This is a genomic window from Streptomyces sp. NPDC058092 (genome assembly GCF_042884935.1).
Taxonomy (GTDB): Bacteria; Actinomycetota; Actinomycetes; order Streptomycetales; family Streptomycetaceae; genus Streptomyces.
The window spans coordinates 332,449-355,093 of the sequence record NZ_JBHVSY010000002.1 but is presented as its reverse complement, the minus strand read 5'-3'; the positions used below and the strand labels follow the sequence as shown (position 1 = coordinate 355,093).

Annotated in this window: 21 protein-coding genes; 12 read left to right on the top strand and 9 right to left on the bottom strand. The window is 68.5% G+C overall.

Features of this window, described 5'->3' with window-relative positions; all coding sequences use genetic code 11:
• The first annotated feature begins 22 nt into the window (after nt 1-22).
• A complete protein-coding gene (locus ACFVV1_RS05340) occupies nt 23-493 on the top strand; it encodes a hypothetical protein (RefSeq protein ID WP_389984739.1) in 471 nt (156 codons plus the stop codon).
• Nucleotides 494-556: 63 nt separating this feature from the next.
• On the opposite strand, the gene ACFVV1_RS05335 is transcribed toward ACFVV1_RS05340, so the two are convergent.
• Together ACFVV1_RS05335 and ACFVV1_RS05330 are read right to left on the bottom strand one after the other, a co-directional pair.
• On the bottom strand, nt 557-754 hold the full coding sequence (locus tag ACFVV1_RS05335) for a DUF397 domain-containing protein (protein WP_389984736.1): 198 nt from the start codon (nt 752-754) through the stop codon (nt 557-559).
• A gap of 11 nt (nt 755-765) precedes the next feature.
• Nucleotides 766-1,629 carry a helix-turn-helix domain-containing protein gene (locus ACFVV1_RS05330; protein WP_389984733.1) on the bottom strand — a complete coding sequence of 288 codons (864 nt, stop codon included), beginning with the start codon at nt 1,627-1,629 and terminating at the stop codon, nt 766-768.
• Nucleotides 1,630-1,833: 204 nt separating this feature from the next.
• Between ACFVV1_RS05330 and ACFVV1_RS05325 the strand changes: the two genes are divergently transcribed.
• Nucleotides 1,834-2,250 carry an ATP-binding protein gene (locus ACFVV1_RS05325; RefSeq protein WP_389984730.1) on the top strand — a complete coding sequence of 139 codons (417 nt, stop codon included), beginning with the start codon at nt 1,834-1,836 and terminating at the stop codon, nt 2,248-2,250.
• 282 nt (nt 2,251-2,532) lie between these two features.
• Nucleotides 2,533-3,114: an HD domain-containing protein gene (locus tag ACFVV1_RS05320; protein WP_389985156.1), complete on the top strand. Its 582-nt coding sequence runs from the start codon at nt 2,533-2,535 to the stop codon at nt 3,112-3,114.
• On the opposite strand, the gene ACFVV1_RS05315 is transcribed toward ACFVV1_RS05320, so the two are convergent.
• Nucleotides 3,102-3,569, bottom strand: coding sequence for an NUDIX hydrolase (locus ACFVV1_RS05315; RefSeq protein WP_389984727.1), 468 nt, complete (start codon nt 3,567-3,569; stop codon nt 3,102-3,104). The genes ACFVV1_RS05320 and ACFVV1_RS05315 overlap by 13 nt on opposite strands.
• A complete protein-coding gene (locus ACFVV1_RS05310) occupies nt 3,556-4,329 on the bottom strand; it encodes a helix-turn-helix domain-containing protein (RefSeq protein WP_389984724.1) in 774 nt (257 codons plus the stop codon). The genes ACFVV1_RS05315 and ACFVV1_RS05310 overlap by 14 nt, the downstream gene beginning before the upstream one ends.
• A gap of 98 nt (nt 4,330-4,427) precedes the next feature.
• Here ACFVV1_RS05310 and ACFVV1_RS05305 point away from each other — a divergent pair, with 98 nt between their 5' ends.
• From ACFVV1_RS05305 to ACFVV1_RS05285, 5 genes are all read left to right on the top strand, one after another.
• Entirely contained in the window at nt 4,428-5,120 is a 693-nt protein-coding gene (locus tag ACFVV1_RS05305) for an HAD family hydrolase (RefSeq protein WP_389984721.1), read from the top strand.
• Nucleotides 5,121-5,226: 106 nt separating this feature from the next.
• Nucleotides 5,227-6,129, top strand: a complete 903-nt coding sequence (locus ACFVV1_RS05300; RefSeq protein ID WP_389984718.1) for a radical SAM protein — start codon at nt 5,227-5,229, stop codon at nt 6,127-6,129.
• A complete protein-coding gene (locus ACFVV1_RS05295) occupies nt 6,122-6,763 on the top strand; it encodes a hypothetical protein (RefSeq protein WP_389984716.1) in 642 nt (213 codons plus the stop codon). The genes ACFVV1_RS05300 and ACFVV1_RS05295 overlap by 8 nt, the downstream gene beginning before the upstream one ends.
• Complete coding sequence (locus tag ACFVV1_RS05290; protein WP_389984713.1) at nt 6,681-7,328, top strand: SAM-dependent methyltransferase; 648 nt, start codon at nt 6,681-6,683, stop codon at nt 7,326-7,328. The genes ACFVV1_RS05295 and ACFVV1_RS05290 overlap by 83 nt, the downstream gene beginning before the upstream one ends.
• Nucleotides 7,329-7,344: 16 nt before the next feature.
• The gene (locus tag ACFVV1_RS05285) at nt 7,345-7,932 is read left to right on the top strand and encodes a class IV adenylate cyclase (protein ID WP_389984710.1); all 588 of its coding nucleotides are present in this window, start codon (nt 7,345-7,347) and stop codon (nt 7,930-7,932) included.
• Nucleotides 7,933-8,213: 281 nt separating this feature from the next.
• On the opposite strand, the gene aspS is transcribed toward ACFVV1_RS05285, so the two are convergent.
• The 4 genes from aspS to ACFVV1_RS05265 all read right to left on the bottom strand — a co-directional run bounded on the left by aspS (nt 8,214) and on the right by ACFVV1_RS05265 (nt 13,099).
• The gene (gene aspS / locus ACFVV1_RS05280) at nt 8,214-9,998 is read right to left on the bottom strand and encodes an aspartate--tRNA ligase (RefSeq protein WP_389984707.1); all 1,785 of its coding nucleotides are present in this window, start codon (nt 9,996-9,998) and stop codon (nt 8,214-8,216) included.
• 407 nt (nt 9,999-10,405) lie between these two features.
• Nucleotides 10,406-11,470 carry an AI-2E family transporter gene (locus tag ACFVV1_RS05275; protein WP_389984704.1) on the bottom strand — a complete coding sequence of 355 codons (1,065 nt, stop codon included), beginning with the start codon at nt 11,468-11,470 and terminating at the stop codon, nt 10,406-10,408.
• A gap of 84 nt (nt 11,471-11,554) precedes the next feature.
• Nucleotides 11,555-12,511 (bottom strand): pirin family protein, encoded by a 957-nt coding sequence (locus tag ACFVV1_RS05270; RefSeq protein WP_389984701.1) that lies wholly within the window; start codon nt 12,509-12,511, stop codon nt 11,555-11,557.
• Between the two features lie 147 nt (nt 12,512-12,658).
• Nucleotides 12,659-13,099, bottom strand: a complete 441-nt coding sequence (locus tag ACFVV1_RS05265; RefSeq protein ID WP_072487501.1) for an SseB family protein — start codon at nt 13,097-13,099, stop codon at nt 12,659-12,661.
• A gap of 172 nt (nt 13,100-13,271) precedes the next feature.
• Here ACFVV1_RS05265 and ACFVV1_RS05260 point away from each other — a divergent pair, with 172 nt between their 5' ends.
• Nucleotides 13,272-15,098: an acyl-CoA dehydrogenase gene (locus ACFVV1_RS05260; RefSeq protein WP_389984698.1), complete on the top strand. Its 1,827-nt coding sequence runs from the start codon at nt 13,272-13,274 to the stop codon at nt 15,096-15,098.
• Between the two features lie 206 nt (nt 15,099-15,304).
• On the opposite strand, the gene ACFVV1_RS05255 is transcribed toward ACFVV1_RS05260, so the two are convergent.
• Nucleotides 15,305-16,528, bottom strand: a complete 1,224-nt coding sequence (locus ACFVV1_RS05255; protein ID WP_389984695.1) for an IS701 family transposase — start codon at nt 16,526-16,528, stop codon at nt 15,305-15,307.
• Between the two features lie 1,301 nt (nt 16,529-17,829).
• Here ACFVV1_RS05255 and ACFVV1_RS05250 point away from each other — a divergent pair.
• The 3 genes from ACFVV1_RS05250 (at nt 17,830) to ACFVV1_RS05240 (ending at nt 22,489) form a co-directional block, all read left to right on the top strand.
• A complete protein-coding gene (locus ACFVV1_RS05250; RefSeq protein ID WP_389984692.1) occupies nt 17,830-17,958 on the top strand; it encodes a hypothetical protein in 129 nt (42 codons plus the stop codon).
• A gap of 101 nt (nt 17,959-18,059) precedes the next feature.
• Nucleotides 18,060-19,358, top strand: coding sequence for a M18 family aminopeptidase (locus ACFVV1_RS05245; RefSeq protein ID WP_389984690.1), 1,299 nt, complete (start codon nt 18,060-18,062; stop codon nt 19,356-19,358).
• A gap of 119 nt (nt 19,359-19,477) precedes the next feature.
• Nucleotides 19,478-22,489: a BTAD domain-containing putative transcriptional regulator gene (locus ACFVV1_RS05240; RefSeq protein ID WP_389984687.1), complete on the top strand. Its 3,012-nt coding sequence runs from the start codon at nt 19,478-19,480 to the stop codon at nt 22,487-22,489.
• Nucleotides 22,490-22,645 lie beyond the last annotated feature (156 nt).

Here is a 22,645-nt window from a genome sequence, read left to right as displayed (position 1 = left end):
CTGAACCACCTGTGAGGGACACATGAACAGGCGCTACTTCGCCGGCGTCACCCTCGCCGCGCTGCTCGGCCTGGCCGGGTGCGACAGCGGCGACTCCGAGCCGAGGGCGAGCAGTGACCGCGAGACGGTCGAGGCGTACATCACCGCGCTCAACGAACGTGACACGGACGCCCTGTTGAAGCTGGACGGGGCAACCGGCCCGGCCGCTGAGCGGGATGCCGAGAAAGTCATCAAGGAAAAGGGCGGCCGCGGCCTCAAGATCGACGACATCCGGATCAACTACGATCTGGGCCCCGATGTCGGGTCCGCGAAAATCACCGCCAAGGACAGCAAGGACGCCGACTACAACGAGAGTCTCACAATCACCCGCGATGGCGGGGAGTGGCACCTCACCATTCTGCCGGCGCCGAAGCAGGACCAGAGCGGAAAGACGCCGGCCGAGACGGGTATGCCGTCCGACGGCGTCGGCCCGTCGAAGTCCGCGTCCGGCTGACCCCAGCACCCACGAGGGGCGTGTGTGCGGGCTGTGCGTTGCTGTGATGTGAGGCCGCGGCCGTCACACCCGGCCGAGCCGCCCGCCCTTCACATCCCGGACGAACCCGGCGAACGCCACGGACGTGACCACCAGCTCCGTACCGGGATCATCGCCCTCGCGGAGCCGTATCCGGTCTCCGGCGGCGGCGAGCTCGACGCAGTTGGCCGAGTCGCCCCCGCCGGAGAACGAGGACTTCTGCCACACGACGCCCTTTGTCATGACGAGACCTTTCACATGCTCCGCACAAGGCGATGGATGAAGTCCCTCGACTCTATGGCGCCCAGTGAGACCGCCTCCAGCTTGCGCACGACCTCGCGGTACCGGCGGAGCTGCGCCTGTGCGTCCAGAAAGGCGCCGCCGTGCGGGGTGTCCATGAGAACGGTGTCGAGCGATGGCACAGGCCCACCCGCGTACACCAGGGGATCACCTATTCCTGCGAACCCGTCCAGGTCGAAAGGAATGACCCGTACCGTCACGTGCGGCAGCTCGGACTGGTCCAGGATGTGTAGAAGCTGGCCTCGTGCGACCTCGACGTCAGCAACCCTGATCCGCAGAGCGGCTTCATGAATCACCGCTTCGTAGTGGCCCATCTGCCCCTCGGCAAGGGCCTCCTGCCGCCTCAGCCGGAACCTCACCCGCACCGCCAATTCCTCCTCGGACAGCGCCGGCACTGTCGCGGCAAAGATGGCCCGGACCTGCTGCTCCGTCTGTAGCAGCCCCGGCACATGCACGGTCTCGAAGTTCTTCACCCAGGCGGCATGGTGCTCAAGCTCGGCCAGGTCCAGGTACCCGGAGGGCACCCGTTCCCGGTATTCCTCCCACCATCCGCGTACGCGCTCGACAGCCATGCGTGCCAGAGCATCGATCAGTGCAGCGTCCTCGCACGCGTATTGGCTGGCCAGGTGGCGCACTCGTTCAGCACTGACACCGGCCCGGCCCGCCTCCATGCTGGACATTTTGCTTTCGGCCACGCCCATGGCCCTTGCGGCATCACGGCCGGTCAGACCTGCCCGCTCCCGAAGCTTGCGCAGCTCGGCCCCCAACCGTTCTTGGCGTGCCGTGATGACGCTTCTACCGGGCATGTTGCCTCCCATTCAGGCGAGTTGACCGTATGAGTATCACAGTCACGCTTGACCGGGGGAAAGCTTTACCCCTACCGTCAGTGACGTGCCGCACACGCTGCGAGACGCCGGGAGCCCGGAAGCGCACCGCCCCGCCATGCCATGACGGGTGCGACATGCCACCGCCCACAGACCGCCGCGCCCCACACCCCCTTACGCACCAAACGGAGTTCCCGTATGCCGAACTCACCCATGAGCACCGACGCCCCCTGGGAATACACGCTCTACATCCCCCACGACCCCCGCGCGGTCACGGTCTCCCGCCGCACCCTGCGCCTGATCCTTACCCTGCACGGCCTACTCCCCCTCTCCGAAACCGCCGAACTCGTCGCAACCGAACTCGTCGGCAACGCGGTACGCCACACCAAGGGCCCGGCCGCGTTACGTCTTCGCTGGGCGGGCCGCGTACTACGCATCGGCGTCTGGGACGCGGACCCCACCCCACCGGCGCCACCGCTGTCCGCATCCGCAGAAGCCGAAGACGGGCGCGGCCTCGACCTCGTCCGCAACTGCACTGACAGCTGGGGCTGGTATCAGCTCAGCAGCAACGGCGACTCCGGCAAGTTCGTCTGGTGCGAACTTGCCTCTGCCTAACATCAGTTATCAGATCGGCGACCGCGGCTGCCCACCCTGGACCGGCTTATCCGCCAAGGGTGGCGCTCAAGCAACACCGCCGCTGTGATCGACTTCCTCGAAGTCGGCCTCGGCCACATCCCTGAACTGAGGAAGTCATCAGGATTCCGGCACGAATGGTGACGCTGCCCGGCATGGGCACCAACACCTACCACCTCATCCCGCCCAGTGTCCCACTCCGCGCTCAGCCGAGGTAAGGGATGACACGTTGATCTGTGTGCCTGAGACTGCGCCGGGCTGTACCTGGGCACGGACCAACTCATGAACGGTGCAATGGCGAAGTGGGCGTACGCGGTAGCCGAGGCAGAGTTGAGTGACCCGCTTCCCCTTCGGTGGGCACACTCGCAGGGGGTCGCGCAGCGCGCGGCCGAAGTGGCAGCGGTTCTGCGAGGCAACGCGGAGCTCCTGGCCTCTGCGGCTCTTTTGCACGATGTGGGCTACGCTCCGCGGCTGGCTATGACCGGCTTTCATCCGCTGGATGGCGCTCGGTTCCTTCGTGACATACATGCTGCGGATGACCGGCTGGTTCGCTTGGTGGCAAACCATTCGTTGGCGTTACTGGAAGCTGAGGAGCGCGGGCTGCGGGACGTGCTGGAAGTCGAGTTTCCGCTGCTCGACGACCAGCGGCTTGTGGACGCCCTGATCTACTGCGATATGACGACAACGCCGGATGGCAAGGTCACCTCTGTCGAGGCTCGACTGGCTGAGATCACCGTCCGATACGGTTCTGACAGCCTGGTGGGCCGGTTCATCCGTCGGGCGGCGCCGGACGTCCTTGCGGCTGTGGGGCGGGTGGACACGGCGTTGGCGGATCAGCCCAGGTAGGGGTACGTGCCGGCGAGGTAGTCGCCGATCTGCTGGCGCATGCTGGGGTGGATGTCGTACTGGTCAAGGTCGGATGGCTGGATGTAGCGGACGCCGTCAGCTTCGTCGTTGATGGTGGGCTCGCCGCCCACTGGGCGGCCGATGTACGTGTTCTCGTACTGCTGGCGGATCTCACCGTCGGTGTAGGCCACGATGTGGTTGGGGTTCGTATAGACCCCCAAAAAGCCTGTGATCTCCGCAATGATGCCGGTCTCTTCGAGGCACTCGCGCACCGCGCACTGTGCCGCCGTCTCGCCAATGTCCTGGGCGCCACCAGGCAGGGCCCATTGGCCGGTGTCTCGACGGCGCTGGAGCAGGATGGCGCCGCTATCGTCGACGACGAGCAGGTTATTGGCGGGAATGAGCGTGTTTGCCTTGGGGGCCTTGGGATCGTTGTAGAACTCAGTCCTGCCCATGTGACGAGGGCCCCTCCTGGTTTGGCGTCCAGGGCCCAGCGGTGGCCCAGACAGCTTCGAAACTCTGAGCGTAGTTGTCGAACCACCCTGCAGCGTCAACTCGCTTGAGATGCAGCAGAGGGTTGGCACTGGCCGGCTGTCCCCAGACATGCGGGTTGACCAGTAGGTCGTTGTCGTAGCGGAACAGGGAGGTGTAAAGCGTGGTGTCGTGCAGCCTGACCTCACAGCCCGCCTCGGACAATAAGGGCCGGTAGTAGGTCAGGGAGGCGCGGATCTTGGCGGCAAGCGTGTCGCCGATGCCCTCTTCGCGGCCGCGGATAGCCACAGCTCGGCCGCTCGACTCACCGAAGCAGAGCCGTACTTGCACCCCGTCCGCCGCCCGCTCGGCAAGCATCTTGGCGACGTGGGGGTTGGACTGGGCGAAAAACGTGCCGGAGAAGACGAGGACACTGATCTGCTCCTGGGCTCCCTTCAGCAGCGAGAGCCACATGTCCCGCGGAACACTGGCCCGGTTCTGGTAGGTCCCGACCAGCTCCAAGCCTGACCCGGAAGTGGGCTGTCCGGCACTCGGCACTGGAGCCGGCCAAAGGAACAACTCCTCCACACGCAAGTGCTGGGCGGCGCGGAATCTGTGGTGCGCATGGGGAACGCGCCCTCCGAGCCACCGACCGACGGTCTTGGGGTCTACCTCGCAGACTTCAGCGAGTGATTCTGGCGAGACGCCGCGTTGGGCGAGTACGGAGTGCAGTCGCTCGTTCACAGCCGCCATACAAGTCGAAGCGGCCAGGAGCGGGCAAGGACGTTATGGGACGTTCCTCAGAGCCGGAGGCTCCGCCCCCCGGTACCTACGCTGGCCGTATGGAGCTCATCGTCCTGTGGGACATCGACCACACGCTCATCGAGAATGCAGGGGTCAGCAAGGAGATCTACGCCGCCGCCTTTACGGCGCTGGCGGGAACCGGTCCGGCCGAACCGGCGCGGACAGAGGGCCGTACAGATCGCCTGATCATGCACGACATGTTCCAGCGGAACGGTCTTGCCGAGCCGGACTGGGCTGCTGTCGAGGCGGCTCTTACAGGCGCAGGGGAGGAGCGCCTCCACGATCTCAGCCAGCGAGGAACGGCCCTTCCCGGCGTGCGTGACGTCTTGAAGGCGGCCTCGGTACACGATGCCTGGGTGTCCTCGGTTCTGACTGGCAATATCGCGGCCAACGCCCGCGTGAAGGTATCGGCCTTCGGTCTGGACCCCCTACTGGATTTGTCTGTTGGCGCCTACGGGGCTGACGCTCTCCAGCGTCCGGGCTTGGTCGCTGTTGCCCGGGAGCGTGCCCAACGCCTCCGAGGCGTGCGGGATGACGTGCCTGTCGTACTCGTGGGGGATACCCCGAGGGATGTCGAGGCTGCGCTTGCCACCGGCTCAGGGATCATCGCGGTCGCCTCTGGCGTCCACAGCGCCGAAGAGCTGGCCGCTGCTGGCGCGCAGGTAGTGCTACCGAATCTGATGGACACCGCGCGCGTTCTCGGGATTCTGGAGACCTTCTCGGTGCACTGAAAACGTCCCAGGACGTCCCCGGGGCGTCCGGATACGCGGTGATGCTGTCCGTACTCGTTCCGCCAGCATCAGGTCTCCCACCAGGCAACTGCCCAAGGAGACCCACGTGATCGGGGAAGTCACCGGGATCCGCAGGATCCGGATGCTGTACCTGCAGCTGTTGTACCGCTGCAACTTCGAGTGTCTGCACTGCTTCCATGGCAAGAGGCTCAAGCACGCCGATGCCTTCGCTGCGGACGAGGCCATCAACCTCCTCACACTCATGCACGCCCAGTACGGCACCGAGGCTGTCACCCTGCTGGGCGGCGAGCCGTTCGTCTACAAGGACCTTGCCTACGTCGTCCGGTACGCCAAGCAGGAACTGGGCATGCAGGTCGAGATCTGCACCAACGGCTATCGGATCGAGCGTCGGCTCACCGAGATCGCCCCCCACCTGGACCTGCTGCGGGTATCGCTGGAGGGCATCGGCTCGACCAACGACCACGTCCGCAAGTTCGGGAGCTACCAGAGTGCGCTGAGCGCACTCGACATCGCCCGGGGACTCGGTGTCCGCACCGGTGCGACCCTGACGGTCACCTCTCGCAACATCGGCGAGGTGGTCCCGCTTGCCCGCACCCTCCAGAACTACGGGGCAGAGCAGTTGAAGCTTCACTGCCTCCGGCCGGTCGGCAACGCAGCAGATCACCCCGAGCTCCTCGTCACCGACTCCGCCGCCTACATCCGCCTACGTGAACAGCTCCAGACCGCCGACCTGACCATCGAAGTGATCGCCGACGAGGACTTGTCCGAGAACGGCGCCCCGGAGATTTGCGCTCCTGCAGGTGGCCTGACACAGATCGATCGGATCGAGGCCGACCCGCGCGGCGCACTCACCATGTCCTGCAAGGCCGTCGGCAAGGACTCCCACGCTTTCTGGTACGACAAGCTCGCTGACCACATCGGCCACCGGCCATCCGCCACCGACGAACTCACGCTCGCGGTACCGGACGTCGTGTACGGCCGTGTCTGACGCCCCGCTGTTCGAGAGCCTCGAAGGACTTCGCGGCACCGGCAAGTCGACCATCGCACCGATGCTGGCAGCAGCCCGTGAAGCTGTTCTGGTCTCGACCGTGCCGCTCTTCTACCAGCCTCTGCGGCGCGAGGTGGACCTGCGGGGGAATACCGAGGCCCGGATGTGCTTCTACCTGTCCGCGCTGTTCACCGCGGCCGATGAGATACGGCGCCACCTGTCCTCGGGTACCCCGGTCGTCGTGGAGAGCTACTTCGCTCGCTGCCTCACCACCCACCGCGCTCTCGGTGCCCGTCTTGGGGTAAGTCTGCCGCCCGACCTGCCGCAGCCCGTGACCTACCAACTGATGTGCGACGAAGACGAGCGCCAGCGTCGGCTCGCTGAGCGGACCAAGCCGGTCTCCCGCTGGGACACCCTCGTCGAGGGCTCTGGCGACCGGGTTACCGACGCCTATGCCCAGTTCCCGATGCACCGCGTGGACACCACGCGCCTGGACCCCGCCGAGGTCCTCCAGGCGATCCTCGCCACCGACACGCAAGGAGCCCACCACCGTGCAAACGCAGAGCCTGTGGGAGCACACGCTCACCTTCTTTCCCCAGTTCCTCGCCGCGCTGAAGGAGCGTGCCACTCCTGACGCCACTGTCGCGGTTATCGGCGCGAGTGACGGCAAGTTCATCCTGCCGCTGGCCGCCGCCGGCTACCGAGTGATCGCCGTAGAACGCGACCGTCTTGCTCTCCACGGTGGTGAGGTCACGCTCCCGGGTGAAAACCGGGCCCACGCGATGGGCCTCATCGACCGGCTCAAGCTCGAATCGCTATACGACCGAGTGCAGGTCGTGGAGGAGGACTTCCTTCGATGGGAGCCTCTGGACATGCCCTGCGACGCCATCTGGACGAGCTGCTCGTGGCATTACAGTGCCAACCACCATCGCCCGCTCGCCGAGTTCATCACCCGCATGCAGTCGTCCGTACGCCAGGACGGTCTGTTCGGCGCTGAGTTCATGATGCCTGTAACCCAGCGCCAGCACCTGATCGAGCACTACACGTCCCCCGAGAAGCTCAGGCGTCACTTCATCGGCGACTGGGACGTTCTGCTGACCCTGCGAACGAATGAGTTCGCCGAGCGAGCCCACATCGGCCAGCTCCAGGACCACACCCACCGGATGGGCCTGCTCCTCGCGGCCCGCACCTCCTCGTAACGCAAAGGAAAAGCCCATGAAGCACGAGTACGAGGCCAAGTTCCTCGCCATCGACGTCGCCGGCCTTCAGGCCAAGCTGACTACCCTGGGCGCCGCCCAAGCGTTCCCGCGCACCCTTCTCACCCGCAAGATCTTCGAGAACGACGCCCTCGAAGGAGGTGCCTGGGTGCGGCTGCGCGACGAGGGCACCCGATCGACGCTGACACTCAAGCAGGTCACGGACGCCACCACGATCGACGGCACCACCGAGATCGAAACCGAGGTCACGGACCTGCACGCCATGGCCGAGATCCTCCGCAGCCTCGGCATGCGCGAGGTCCGGTATCAGGAGAACTACCGCGAGGAGTGGCGCCTCGGCGAGGTCGCCTTCGACTTCGACACGTGGCCGGACCTCCCCGCCTTCGTCGAGATCGAAGGTCCTGATGAAGCATCGGTCCGACAGGCAGCCGCACTGCTCGAACTCGACTACTCCGAAGCCCGGTTCGGCAGCGTGGATGAGATCTACAAGAGCGAAGCCGGCCGCGACATCCTGGCCGAACCCACCCTCCTCTTCGCGGACGCCGACACGGATGGGGCAGCTTCCGTGGCCGCCCGGGGTCGCTGACCTTGAGAGCTGAGCTGCGCTTATGGAACTGGCTGTGCCGCACCGGGTGATACCAGGGATCGCCGAGTTCGTCCGTGGCGGTCTGCCCGCGCCGACGGGTGCCGACGGCGGCAAGGCGCTGGACCGCCCGCCGAAACCGTGGCCGACGGTTTACGAGTCCGCTGCCACCTACGCCCCCGTACACCCGCCGGAAACGGCGAACATCCCCCGGCCGACCCGGCCGGGGGATGTTTCACGTGGAACGAGGAGAAGAGCCTCCAGGAGGAGGAAACGGGCGGCTGCTACTTCTCCGCCTTGTCCTTCGCCGATGCCGCCGGCTTGCGGAGCTGGATGTTCAGCTCGCGCAGGCGGGACTCGTCCAGCTCCGTCGGGGCGCCCATCATCAGGTCCTGGGCGTTGCCGTTGAGCGGGAAGGCGATCGTTTCGCGGATGTTGGGCTCGTCGGCCAGGAGCATCACGATGCGGTCGACGCCCGGGGCGATGCCGCCGTGCGGCGGGGCGCCGAGGCGGAAGGCGCGGAGCATGCCCGCGAACTCGTGCTCGACGGTCTCGCGGTCGTAGCCGGCGATCTCGAAGGCCTTGAGCATCACGTCGGGCTCGTGGTTGCGGATGGCGCCGGAGGACAGCTCGATGCCGTTGCAGACGATGTCGTACTGCCAGGCGAGGATGTCGAGGGGGTCCTTCTCCTCCAGGTCCTTCATGCCTCCCTGGGGCATCGAGAAGGGGTTGTGGGAGAAGTCGATCTTCCCGGTGTCCTCGTCCTTCTCGTACATCGGGAAGTCGACGACCCAGCAGAACCGGAAGACGCCCTCCTCGAAGTGGCCGGCGCGCTTGGCGGCCTCGACGCGGACGGCGGACATGACCTTCGAGACCTCGTCGAACTCGCCCGCGCCGAAGAAGACCGCGTGGCCGGGGACGAGGGACAGACGCTCGGTGAGGGTCTTGATGTCGGTCTCGGTGAGGAACTTGGCGATCGGGCCGGTGAGGCCGCCGTCCTCGCCGACGCGGACCCAGGCCAGGCCCTTGGCGCCGTGCTGGACGGCGTAGTCGCCGAGGCCGTCGAAGAACTTCCGGGACTGGCCGGCGGTGTCCGGGACCGGGAGGGCGCGGACGTGCTTGCCGGCGAAGGCCTTGAACTCCGAGTCGGCGAAGATGTCGGAGATGTCGACCAGTTCCAGCTGGGCGCGCAGGTCCGGCTTGTCGTTGCCGTACTTCAGCATCGCCTCGCGGAACGGGATGCGCGGGAACGGCGAGGTGACGTGGCGGCCGTTGCCGAACTCCTCGAAGAGCTCGGTCATCAGCTTCTCGATCGGCCGGAAGACGTCCTCCTGCTCGACGAACGACAGCTCGACGTCGAGCTGGTAGAACTCGCCGGGCGAACGGTCGGCGCGGGCGTCCTCGTCGCGGAAGCACGGCGCGATCTGGAAGTAGCGGTCGAAGCCGGAGATCATCAGCAGCTGCTTGAACTGCTGCGGGGCCTGGGGCAGGGCGTAGAACTTGCCCGGGTTCAGGCGGGACGGGACGACGAAGTCACGGGCGCCCTCGGGGGACGTCGCGGTGAGGATGGGGGTCGCCATCTCGTTGAAGCCGAGGGCCACCATCTTGGAGCGGATGGAGGCGATGACGGCCGAGCGCAGCATGATGTTGCGGTGCATGCGTTCGCGGCGCAGGTCGAGGAAGCGGTACTCCAGGCGCCGCTCCTCGTTGACCCCGTCCTCGATGTTGATCGTGAAGGGCAGCGGGGCGGCCTCGCCCAGCACCTCGACCTCGGTGACCTCGATCTCGATCTCGCCGGTCGGGAGCTCCGGGTTCACGTTGTCGGCGCCGCGCGCGGAGACCTTGCCGTCGATCCGTACGACGGTCTCCTTGGTGAGCTTCGCCAGGGCCTCGTTGCCGGGGGTGCCGGGACGGGCGACGAGCTGCACCAGACCGTAGTGGTCGCGCAGATCGATGAAGAGGATGCCGCCCAGGTCTCGGCGATTGTGCAGCCAGCCGCTCAGCCGGACGTCGGTGCCGACGTCAGAGGCGCGGAGCTCGCCGCAGGTGTGGGACCTGTACCGATGCATTCTCGTTCATCCAGTCTTCGCGGTTCGGGGTGGATTCAGCCTCCCCAGGCTACCGCCCGCACCCGCACCAAATCATTGACATTGACATTTCAAGATCATCCGGCACCGGGCGGAGGGGCGACGGACCGTGCCTGGAGGGGTCCGGGCCGCCGTCCTCGGTGCCGTTCGCGGAACAGATCTCCTTGAAGTGGGGCAATACACACCGAGGACGTCCTGGCCGCGACCGCGACCGGTCTGTGGCGCCGGGACAACGCAGCCGGGACCGTCACACTCGACGCGGAGGCGGCCCGGGGGCTGAGCCGGGCCGCCGGGGTCGGGCCCGGGAGCTGAGCCGGGCCGCCGAGGTCGGGGCCGGGGGCTGAGCCGGGCCGCCGAGGCCGGGGCCTCCCGATGGGCGGTTTCCGCCCTCAGCCGCCGGAGGGGCTGGAACTCCCGCCCCGTCTGCCGCGCAGTTCGCCGAGGATGCCGAAGGCCGCCGCGCAGGCCGGCACCGCAAGCAGCATGCCCAGCAGGCCCGCCACACTGGCGCCCGCGGTGATCGCGATCATGATGGTGGCCGGGTGCATCTGGACCGTACGGCTCTGGATCAGCGGCTGCAGCACGTGGCCCTCCAGCACCTGTACGGCGAGCACGACCCCCAGCGCCCAGAGCGCGATCACGACCCCCCGGTCGGCGAGCGCGACAAGCACCGCGACCGCGCCGGAGATGAACGCCCCGAGGTAGGGGATGTAGGCGCCGACGAAGACCAGCGCACCGAGCCCCACCGCGCCCGGCACCCTCAGGATCAGCAGGCCCACGGTGATGCACACCGCGTCGATCAGCGCGATGAACGTGGTGCCGCGCATGAAGCCCTGCACGGCTTCGAAGGCCCGCCGCCCCATGGCCTCGACCAGGTCCCCGGTACCGCGCGGGGCGATCGAGTGGGCGAGGCCCGCGGCCTTGTCGGAATCGCGCAGGAAGAAGAAGGTCAGCAGGAGGGCGAGGACGCTGGTCGCGATCAGCGAGCCGATCAGGCTGATCCCGGAGAGGAGCCCGCCCGCCGCGCTCGCGCCGAACCTCTGGAAGAGTTTCTGGGCGTTCGCGGCGAGGTCGTTCACATTGGTCCGCTTGCTGATCCCGAAGTGGTCGACGACCCACTGCCCGGCGTCCTTCAGCGAGCGGACGATCTGGTCGCCGGTGTCGACGAGCGCGGTGACGACGATGTAACCGGCGCCGCCGACCACCGCGACGAGCAGGACGCAGGTGAGCCCCGCGGCCATCGAACGGTTCATTCCGCGGCCGGTCAGCCGGCGGTGCACCGGTCCGAGCAGCGCCGTACCGAGCAGCGCGAGCAGCACGGGTGTGACCGCGGTCTTGAAGACGACGCACAGCCAGACGGCGACCGCGGCGACCCCGGTGACGAGGAGAACAACAGCGCACCAGGCGGCCGCACGCCGCGCGCCGTCGGGCAGGAGGGGCTTGGGGGTCTGCACCCTCCCACCCGATCACGGCGCGGGTGTGATGTCCCGCCCGTGCAGCCGTACGGGTTACGGAACGTCACACTCCGGCGCCGAGTGTCACATTCCGTGGACCGCGGGCACCGTACCGAGACGGCCGGCCTGGAAGTCCTCGAAGGCCTGCTTCAGTTCGGCCTGGCTGTTCATCACGAACGGTCCGTAGTGCGCCATCGGCTCGCGGATCGGACGGCCGCCGAGCAGGACGACCTCCAGGTCCGGGGTGTTGCCGTCCTGCTTCTCGTCCGCGCGGACGGTCAGCGAGGAACCGGCGCCGAAGACCGCGGTCTGCCCCATGTGGACGGGGCGGTGCTCCGCGCCGACGGTGCCGCGCCCGGCGAGGACGTACGCGAGTCCGTTGAAGTCCTCGCGCCAGGGCAGGGTCACCTCGGCGCCGGGGCGGACGGTGGCGTGGATCATCGTGATCGGGGTGTGCGTGATGCCGGGGCCCTCGTGCCCGTCGAGCTCACCGGCGATGACGCGGAGCAGCGCGCCGCCGTCCGGGGAGGCGAGGAGCTGGACCTGGCCGCCGCGGATGTCCTGGTAGCGGGGGGCCATCATCTTGTCGGCCTTGGGCAGGTTCACCCAGAGCTGGAGGCCGTGGAAGAGGCCGCCCGACATCACGAGGGACTCCGGCGGCGCCTCGATGTGGAGGAGGCCGGATCCGGCGGTCATCCACTGGGTGTCGCCGTTGCGGATGGTGCCGCCGCCACCGTTGGAGTCCTGGTGGACGAAGGTTCCGTCGATCAGGTACGTGACGGTCTCGAAGCCGCGGTGCGGGTGCCAGGGGGTGCCCTTCGGCTCTCCGGCCGCGTACTCCACCTCACCCATCTGGTCCATCATGATGAACGGGTCGAGGTGCTTGTAGTTGATCCCGGCGAACGCGCGGCGAACCGGGAAGCCTTCGCCCTCGAATCCGCTCGGCGCCGTGGTGACGGCGAGCACGGGTCGGGCCGTGGCGTCGCCCGGGGCGGCGACTTTGGGCAGGGTCAGCGGGTTTTCGACGGTCACTGCGGGCATGGGAGCCACCTCCGGGATTGTCCTGAGCCCAATTTAGTTGAATGGTGAACATCCCGCAAGGCGGCATTCATTCCCGCACCCCGCCACCACGACGAGAAGGGGCCCGTACCTGGCAGTACGGGCCCCTTCTCGGACGAAGACCGGACGTCAGCCGTACATACGGCGCATCGCGAAGTCGACCATCTGCTCCACGGCCTTGGCGTCGAAGACCATGCGGTGCTCGCCCTCCATGTCGAGGACGAAGCCGTAGCCGGTCGGCAGCAGGTCGATCACCTCGGCCCCGGTGATCACGAAGTACTTGGACTCCTTGCCCGCGTACAGCCGCAGCTCCTTGAGCGTGGTGAACATCGGGATCACCGGCTGCTGGGTGTTGTGCAGCGCGAGGAACCCGGGGTTGTCGCCGCGCGGGCAGTAGACCTTCGACGTCGCGAAGATCTGCTGGAAGTCCTCGGCGGACAGCGAGCCGGTCGTGAAGGCCCGTACCGCGTCCCCCAGGGACGGCGGCGAGGGCTCGGGATACAGCGGCTGCTCGCCGTAGCCGCCACCCATCTGCTGCTGTGCGCCGGGGTTCTGGTCGTAGCCGTACATGCCGCAAAGAGTAATCGGACACATCAGGCCCTTGAGGGGTTGCGTCTTATTACTGGCGGGTAGCATCATCGTAGAGGTCAGCTGATATGCGCACCGCCAGCTCGTCGCCCACCCGGCCCACGCCCTTTCCCGGGGTGCTGCACGCCACTGCTATTGATTACGGAGCCTTCCCATGGGGCACTACAAGTCGAATCTCCGCGACATCGAGTTCAACCTCTTCGAGGTCCTCGGGCGCGACAAGACGTACGGCACCGGCCCGTTCGCCGAGATGGACGTCGAGACGGCGAAGAGCATCCTCGACGAGGTCGCCCGCCTCGCGGAGAACGAGCTGGCCGACTCCTTCGCCGACGCCGACCGCAACCCGCCGGTCTTCGACCCGGAGACCAACACCGCACCGGTCCCGGAGACCTTCAAGAAGTCGTACCAGGCGTTCATGGACTCCGAGTACTGGCGTCTGGGCCTGCCCGAGGAGATCGGCGGCACCACCTCCCCGCGCTCCCTGATCTGGGGCTACGCGGAGCTGCTGCTCGGCTCGAACCCGGCCGTCTGGATGTACTCCTCCGGCCCGGCGTTCGCCGGCATCCTCTTCGACGAGGGCAACGAGGCGCAGAAGAAGATCGCCGAGATCGCCGTCGAGAGGCAGTGGGGCTCGACGATGGTGCTGACCGAGCCGGACGCCGGTTCGGACGTCGGCGCGGGCCGTACGAAGGCCGTCGAGCAGGAGGACGGCTCCTGGCACATCGAGGGTGTGAAGCGCTTCATCACCTCGGGCGAGCACGACATGTCCGAGAACATCATCCACTACGTCCTGGCCCGCCCCGAGGGCGCCGGACCCGGCACCAAGGGCCTCTCGCTCTTCATGGTCCCGAAGTTCCACTTCGACTGGACCACCGGCGAGCTGGGCGAGCGCAACGGCGTGTACGCGACGAACGTCGAGCACAAGATGGGCCTCAAGGCCTCCAACACCTGCGAGATGACGTTCGGCGACCGGCACCCCGCCAAGGGCTGGCTGATCGGCGACAAGCACGACGGCATCCGCCAGATGTTCCGCATCATCGAGTTCGCCCGCATGATGGTCGGCACGAAGGCCATCGCGACCCTGTCGACCGGCTACCTGAACGCGCTGGAGTACGCCAAGGAGCGCGTCCAGGGCACCGACCTGTCGCAGTTCATGGACAAGGCCGCCCCCAAGGTCACCATCACGCACCACCCCGACGTGCGCCGCTCCCTCATGACGCAGAAGGCGTACGCGGAGGGCATGCGCTCCCTCGTGCTGTACACCGCCTCCGTCCAGGACGCGATCCAGGAGAAGGAGGCCGCGGGCGAGGACGCCAAGGCACTGCACGGCCTCAACGACCTGCTGCTCCCGATCGTGAAGGGCTACGGCTCCGAGAAGTCGTACGAGCAGCTGGCGCAGTCGCTCCAGACGTTCGGCGGCTCCGGGTACCTCCAGGAGTACCCGATCGAGCAGTACATCCGTGACGCCAAGATCGACACGCTGTACGAGGGCACGACGGCGATCCAGGGCCAGGACTTCTTCTTCCGGAAGATCGTCCGTGACCAGGGCGCCTCGCTCAACGCGCTCTCCGAGGAGATCAAGAAGTTCCTCGCGGGCGCCCAGGGCAACGAGGAGCTGTCCGGTGCGCTGGACTCGCTCGCCAAGGCCGCCGTGGACCTGGAGGCGATCGTCGGCACGATGATCACCGACCTGACCGCGACCGGCGAGGACGTCAAGAACATCTACAAGGTGGGCCTCAACACCACCCGCCTGCTGATGGCCTCCGGCGATGTCGTCGTCGGCTACCTGCTGCTCAAGGGCGCGGCCGTCGCGGCCGAGAAGCTGCCGGCCGCCGCCGCGAAGGATGTCGCCTTCTACCGGGGCAAGATCGCCGCCGCGAAGTTCTTCGCCGCGAACGTCCTGCCGGGCGTCTCCACCGAGCGGGCGCTCGCCGAGTCCGTCGACAACTCGCTGATGGAGCTGGACGAGGCGGCGTTCTAGTACTCCAGCAGGATTTCGCTGTCTGAGCTGGTCTTTCGCCGGGTGGCGGGAGTGTAGCGGGACTTCGGTCGTGCGGGGGCGGTCTCACGGCGACCGCCCTTCGATCGTGCGACAACGCCGCAGGTAGTGACAGCGGCGGGCGACGGCTTGGCGTCGGCGGCGCCAGTTCGACCAGCTCAGCGCGTGGTGTAGCCCTCGGTGTCCGCTCAGGTGCGGGGGCCGGGGCCGACAAGCTGCCAGGAGTCGCCGAACCTCCGCCACTGTGAGCCCGATGCCCCCGGCTGTCTCACCGGTTCCGCCCCTTTTTCCGGGGGCTGGTGCGCCGTGGCGGCCAGGAAGGCGTGCGCGAGCATGGCCAGGGTGATGTGCCGGTACCAGCCCACGTAGCGGCGGACCTCGTACTGGTCCAGGCCGCACTCGTTCTTCGCGGCCTGGAAGCACTCCTCGATCGCCCAGCGTGCCCCGGCGACCCGCACCAGCTCCTGAACCGTGGTCTGCAGGGGTGCGTAGGCGAGGTGGTAGGCGATCTCGTCTGGCTTGCTGATGCTGCGACGGGCCAGTGCCCACCGCATCCGGTGAGGCACCTCGCCCTGGTAGTCGAACTCGGCGACGGCCGGCAGCCGCACCGCTGCCCAGTGGTAGATGCGGGGTCCCTTCGCGCCGTCGCCGCATGAGATCTTCTCCCACGCCTCGTCCGGTGCCTGCGCGAACAGAACATCGATCCGTGAACAGCCCACGCTGAATTGAGACGTGGGGACGGCCAGCACGTAGCCGACGCCCGACTGTTCCAGCAGCCGGCGGAAGCGGTTGTCCTGACCGTAGGCAAAATCCGCGGTGACCCAGGTAATGGGCAGCGGCGAGGCGAGAGCCCGCAGCACCATGTGCCGGGCCAGTTCGCCCTTGGTGGCGAACTCCCGCTCGTCGGGGACCCTTGCGGTGCGGCAGCGTTCCCGGTCCTCGGTCCAGGATTTCGGGAGGTAGAGCTCGCGGTCGACCAGGGCCCGGCCGCGGGCGGAGGCGTAGGCGGCGAAGACGCCGATCTGGCAGTTCTCGGTCCGGCCGGCGGTTCCGGAGTACTGGCGCTGGACCCCGGCGGAGGTGATGCCCTTCTTGACGAAGCCGGTGTCGTCGATGATCAGGACGCCGCCAGCCTCGCCGAGCTTGCCGGCGACGTATTCCTGCAGGTCGTCGCGGATGTCATCGGATTCCCACTTCGCACCGGCGAGGAGGTGCTGCAGGCCGTCGGGGGTGGCGTGACCGGCCTGTTCGGCCAGCTGCCAGCTGTTCTTGCGGGCCACCGGGGCGAGCAGCCCATGCACGTAGTCACGCATGCGGCGGCGAAGCTCCACACGGCCGAAATGATGGCCGATGGTCAGGAAGAGATCGTCCAGTTCCAGGTCCCACTGCGCGGTGGCAGATTCGGTGATCACCCTTGGAGGCTGCCCCGCCGCTGTCACTACCTGCGGCGTTGTCGCACGATCGAAGGGCGGTCGCCGTGAGACCGCCCCCGCACGACCGAAGTCCCGCTACACTCCCGCCACCCGGCGAAAGACCAGCTCAGACAGCGAAATCCTGCTGGAGTACTAAGGCTCGATTTACCGGCTCCCGCGCCTGCTATGGAGCGGTCCCCGTGTCTGATGGAGCGGTCCCCGTGTCTGATGGAGCAGCCCCCGTGTCTGATGGAGCGGTCCCCGTGTCTGATGGAGCAGCCCCCGTGTCTGATGGAGCAGCCCCGGACTGACAGCTGCCGCATGCGCCAGCCTGTTCGGGAGTAAGCCCTAGCACTCCCGCGGCTACTGACGCGGCCCCAGGCGAGATGGTGGTCTGCGTGGTTTGCGGTACACCGGACTCTGTCAGTGGAGATGCTATAGGGCTTCCAGGAATCTTTCCGAGCGGAGACGCTAGAGGGTTTCCAGGAACGTTTGTTAGCTGTGAATAAGGTCCACTCTGCTGGGGCCCAGAAACACTTTCAGGCCCGGTCGCGGGCGCGGTGGTCGATGCCGAGGACCCGGTCGACTGTGCGCCGCCCTGCTGCGGAGCTGCCGCAGGCGCGGTAGTCGCTGCGGAGGGCCCGGTCGACTGTGCGCCACCCTGCTGCGGAGCTGCCGCAGGCGCGGTAGTCGTTGCCGAGGGCGGGGCAGTCACCAGAGCATGCGACATTCCGTAGATTCCGACGTTTCCCAATGCTTTTGCTTCGTTGTAACCGAAACCGTACCCCACGACCTGGCCGCGGTACTTTCCAAGGTCGTATTGGTCCATATACCCCGAGGGGGCCAGAACGGGCGTGTACTTCCCGCTGTAATAGTCGGTCTTTCCTTGCTGTACGCCGAGGCGATAACCAGCCTTGTAGCCATCGTCGTAGCCATTACCTCCTTGTCCGACGTACTCGTGGATGACCGGAACCGCTACCACAGCCTGCGCTGGGATCGGGGCAGCCTTTGCCAGCGCTGGGCTGACACCGCCGAAGAGGGCGCCGGTCGCCAGCGCGGCGACTATGGTGGCGCAGGCCGCTCGCCTGCGTTGCTTGGCGCATTTGCTAGACATTTCAACTTCCGCTCCCTTCAACATTCCTGCTCCCTTTCAATGCTACGGCGGAGGGGTGTCGGTATCGCGAGGGGCTGGCCATGGCGTGTGAGCCCATCGGCGCCACGTCCATGGCGACAACTAACTAGGCTCCGCCCCGCAGGGAACCGTCAACACGCACCGCCGCCCGAAATGCTTTCGGGCGGCGGTGCTGTCGTATCAGCCGGGTACGCCGAGTGCACGGCCGGGCCCGTCCACCGGTGTCCACCACGACCGGCTGAAGCTCTCCGCCCCGTACGACATCGACATCGACCTGACCGCCATCGACCAGCTGTAGGCCCGGCCTCCCCGCACGCGCCCCGGCCTCGCGGACACCCCGCGGTACCGCCCGCGGACGACGGTGAAACCTGCCCGTCCGGCCTCGTTACAGTGAAGAACATGAGTTCCTCCCTCCGCTTCGACCGCGGTCACACCGACGACCTGATGGCCTTCCTGATGGCCTCCCCCTCCCCGTACCACGCCGTGGCCACCGCGGCCGAGCGGCTGGAGAAGGCCGGATTCCGCCAGGTCGAGGAGACCGCCGTCTGGGACGGCACCTGCGGCGGGAAGTACGTCCTGCGCGGCGGTGCGATCGTCGCCTGGTACGTGCCGGAGGGCGCCGCGGCGCACACCCCGTACCGGATCGTCGGAGCGCACACCGACTCGCCGAATCTTCGGGTCAAGCCGCTGCCCGACACCGGGGCGTACGGCTGGCGGCAGGTCGCCGTGGAGATCTACGGCGGGACGCTCCTCAACACCTGGCTCGACCGTGACCTCGGCCTCGCCGGCCGCATCTCGCTGCGCGACGGCACGCACCGGCTGGTGAACATCGACCGGCCGCTCCTGCGCGTACCGCAGCTGGCCGTGCATCTGGACCGGTCGGCCAACCCCGACGGGCTGAAGCTCGACCGGCAGAAGCACATGCAGCCGATCTGGGGGCTCGGGGACGTCGAGGAGGGCGACCTGATCCGGTTCGTCGCCGAGGAGGCGGGCGTCGACGCCGCGGACGTGACCGGCTGGGACCTGATGCCGCACCCCGTCGAGCCGCCCGCCTACCTGGGCCGGGACCGCGAGCTGCTGGCCGGGCCCCGGATGGACAACCTGCTCTCCGTGCACGCGGCGACCGTCGCGCTCGCCGCCGTCGCCGGGCAGCCGGACTCCGAGCTTCCGTACATCCCGGTCATGGCCGCCTTCGACCACGAGGAGAACGGCTCCCAGTCCGACACCGGCGCCGACGGACCGCTGCTCGGCACGGTCCTGGAGCGTTCCGTCTTCGCCCGCGGCGGTACGTACGAGGACCGCGCCCGGGCCTTCGCCGGGACCGTCTGTCTCTCCTCCGACACCGGCCACGCGATCCACCCCAACTACGCCGAGCGCCACGACCCGACCCACCACCCGGTGGTCAACGGCGGACCGATCCTCAAGGTCAACGTCAACATGCGGTACGCGACCGACGGCAGCGGCCGGGCCGTGTTCGCGGCGGCGTGCCGGAAGGCGGACGTGCCGTGGCAGACGTTCGTCTCCAACAACTCGATGCCGTGCGGCACCACGATCGGCCCGATCACCGCCGCCCGGCACGGCATTCAGACCGTGGACATCGGCGTCGCGATCCTGTCGATGCACAGCGCCCGTGAACTGTGCGGCGCGGACGACCCGTACCTGCTGGCCAACGCGGTGGCGGCGTTCCTGACGGGCTGAGCGCTCCGGCAGCACCGGCCGGGCGGCAACCCTTCGCCGGCTCCACGGCACCCCCGATATCCTGGGTCATTGCCCGTGCCCCCACCACGGGTGCACCTCGCCCGGAAGGGAACCCGTACGTGGAGTTCCGGCTGCTCGGCACCGTCTCCGTCGACACCCGGACCGGGCCGCTGCCGCTCGGCCCGGCCAAACGCCGCAGCCTGCTGGCCGCGTTGCTGCTGTCCGCCAACACACCCGTATCCGTCGGCCGGTTGACGGACTCCCTGTGGGACGACGAGCCGCCGCTGCATGCCCGCAGCGTCATCCAGGGGCATGTGTCGCGGCTGCGCGCCCTCCTGGTGGGCGCGGACGCGGAGGCGTACGGGGTGGAGCTGATCACACTCGGCGACGCGTATGTGCTGCGGATGCCGGAGACCCTGCTGGACTCGCAACGGTTCGAGGAGCTGCTGGTCCTGGCGCGGGAGCAGCGCAGCCCCGCCGACGCCGTGCTGATGCTCAAGGAGGCCCTGTCCCTGTGGCAGGGCCCGGCGCTCACCGGCGCGTTCGCCGGCCCGCCGCTCCAGGCCGCCGCGCACTCCCTGGAGGAGTCACGGCTGGCCGCGGTCGAGCAACTGGCGTGCGCCTATGCGGCGCTGGGGGAGCACAGCCGGGCGGCGTCGGTGCTGCGGGCGGAAGCGGTCGCCCATCCGATGCGGGAGTCGCTGGCGGCGGCGCTGATGACGGCGCTGTACCGGGCGGGGCGTCAGTCGGAGGCACTGGACTGGTTCCACCGCACGCGGCGGCTGCTCGCCGATGAGCTGGGGATCGACCCGGGACACGAACTCGCCGACGCGTACGCGCTGATCCTGCGCGGCGAGCCCGGCCCGGACGAGCACGCCGAACCAGCCGACCGCTCGGGGGACTTGAGCAGCGGTACGGGGGGAAGAGGGGCCGGGGCAGGATCCGGCGCCCGGCCGGAAGCCGGGGCGGGAGCCGGTACGGAAGCCGGGGCCGGGGCCGGAGCCGGTGCCGGTACGAAAGCCGGGGCCGGAGCCGGTGCCGGTACGAAAGCCGGGGCCGGGGCCGGAGCCGGTGCCGGTACGAAAGCCGGGGCCGGGGCCGGAGCCGGGGCCGGAGCCCGTACGAAAGCCGGAGCCGGAGCCCGTACGGACAGCACGCCCGGCCCGCCGCCTTCACCCCGTCCCCTGGCTCCGCCGCCGCTCTTCGGTGAGCCGCACCCCACCGATCTGCTGCCCCGCGCACCCCGCGGCTTCCACGGCCGGGGCCCCGAACTGGCCGCGCTCACCCGGGCCGCGGCGGGCGAGGCACCCGTCTGTCTGGTCACCGGACCGGCCGGCGTGGGAAAGACCGCGCTGGCCCTGCAGTGGGCTCACCGCAACCCCGCCGCCTTCCCGGACGGACGGCTCTTCGCCGATCTGCGCGGGTTCAGCGACACCGGAGAGCCCGCGCTCATCGAGGTCCTGCGCGAGTTCCTGCTGGCGCTCGGCGTCGCACCGCGCCGCGTCCCGGAGTCCGTGCCCGCCGCGGCCGCGCTCTTCCGGTCCCTGACCGACCGGCGCCGGCTGCTCGTCGTCCTCGACAACGCCCGCGACTCCGCCACCGTCAGGCCCCTGCTGCCGGGCGGCACCGACTGCATCACGCTGGTCACCAGCCGGCACCGGCTGGAGGGTCTCATCGCCTCGGACGCGGCCCGCCCCGTCCCGCTCGACGTACTCGAACCGCAGGACGGCACGGCCCTGCTGGCCGGTGTGCTCGGCGAGGAACGGGTCCTCGCCGAACCCGTGGCCGCCCGCCGGCTCGCCGGGCTCTGCGGAGGACTGCCGCTCGCCCTGCGCGTCACCGCGGCCCGGCTGGCGGGACGTCCGCAGCGGACGCTGGCCGGACTGGCCGACGAACTGGCCGACGAACGCAGCCGGCTGACGTACCTCGACGTGGACGACACCGGTGTCTCGGCCGCGCTGCGGCTGACCGTGCAGCAGCTTCCGCCGGACGCCGTCCACCAGTTCACCCGGCTCGGCCACCACCCCGGCAGCCACTTCGACCCGCACACCGCCGCCGCACTCGCCGACACGGACCCGGTCACCGCCGCCACGGCGCTGGAACGGCTCGCCACCGCCCACCTCGTCACCGAGACGGCACCCGGTCGCTGGGTGCTGCACGATCTGGTCCGCCTCTACGCCCGCGGCCTGGACCCCGCGTCCGGACCCGAGGCCCTCGTCGGCGTCCTCGACCACTACATAGCCACCGCGCTCGCCGCCGCCGACACGGCCGAACCCGGCGGTGAGCCCTGCTTCGTCCTGCCGGACGGCTACCACCGCCGCGCCGCCGTCAGGGACTTCACCGACCGGGCGGCGGCGATGAGCTGGCTGGCCGCCGAACGCGACGATCTGGCCCTGGCCGCCATCGCGGCCCGGACCGCCGGACTCGACGACCGGGCCTGGCGGATCATCCTGCTGCAGTGGCCGCAGGTGGTGTGGCGGGTCCGGGACGGCTGGGCCCCGCTGCTGGAACTGGCACTGGACTCCGCCCGCACCGAGAACGATCCGTACGCCGAGTCGCGGGTGCTCAATCTGCTGGGCTGGGTGCTGACCGAGGAGGGCAGGAACGCCGAGGCCATCGCCCTGCTGGAGCGCTCGCCCGCCCTCGCCCGGCAGGCCGGAGACCGGCTCGGCGAGGCGACCGCGCTGATCAACCTGGCCATCGTCCAGGCCGAACAGGGCGGGCTCGACATGGCGCTGGAGGGCTGCGAACGGGCCGTCGGCCTGGCCCGCGAGGAATCCGACGCGCACACCGAGATGCTCGCCCTGCAGCACCTCGCCCGGATGCAGCTCACCGACAACCGCCCGCAGGACGCCCTCCACTCCGCCCGGACGGCGCTCGGCCTCGGGCCCGAGCACGAGGAGGCAGCACGCCGGGTGCTGCTGCTGACCGTCAGCGGCGAGGCCCGGCTGGCACTCGGCGAGGAGGACGACGGCATCCGGCTGCTGGACCTGGCGGCCGGGGAGGCGGAAGCCGCCGGTTACGACGAGGGCGCGGTCCGGGCCCTCGATGCGCTGCTGCGCGTCACGGCACGGATGGAGTACCGCAAACGGCACGAAGAGGCGGTCCGACGGCTCACCGACGACGGCTGAGCCGCACGCCCGAGCAGTGACGTGAAAGCGCCGGTCCCGGACGTCAGCGGGACGTCAGCGGGACGCCAGCAGAACATGAGCGGCGCACCCCAGACTCATACATGTCAGCAGGTCAGGGGCGCTCGCCAATGACCAGGCGTCCGCCGCACCGTCACA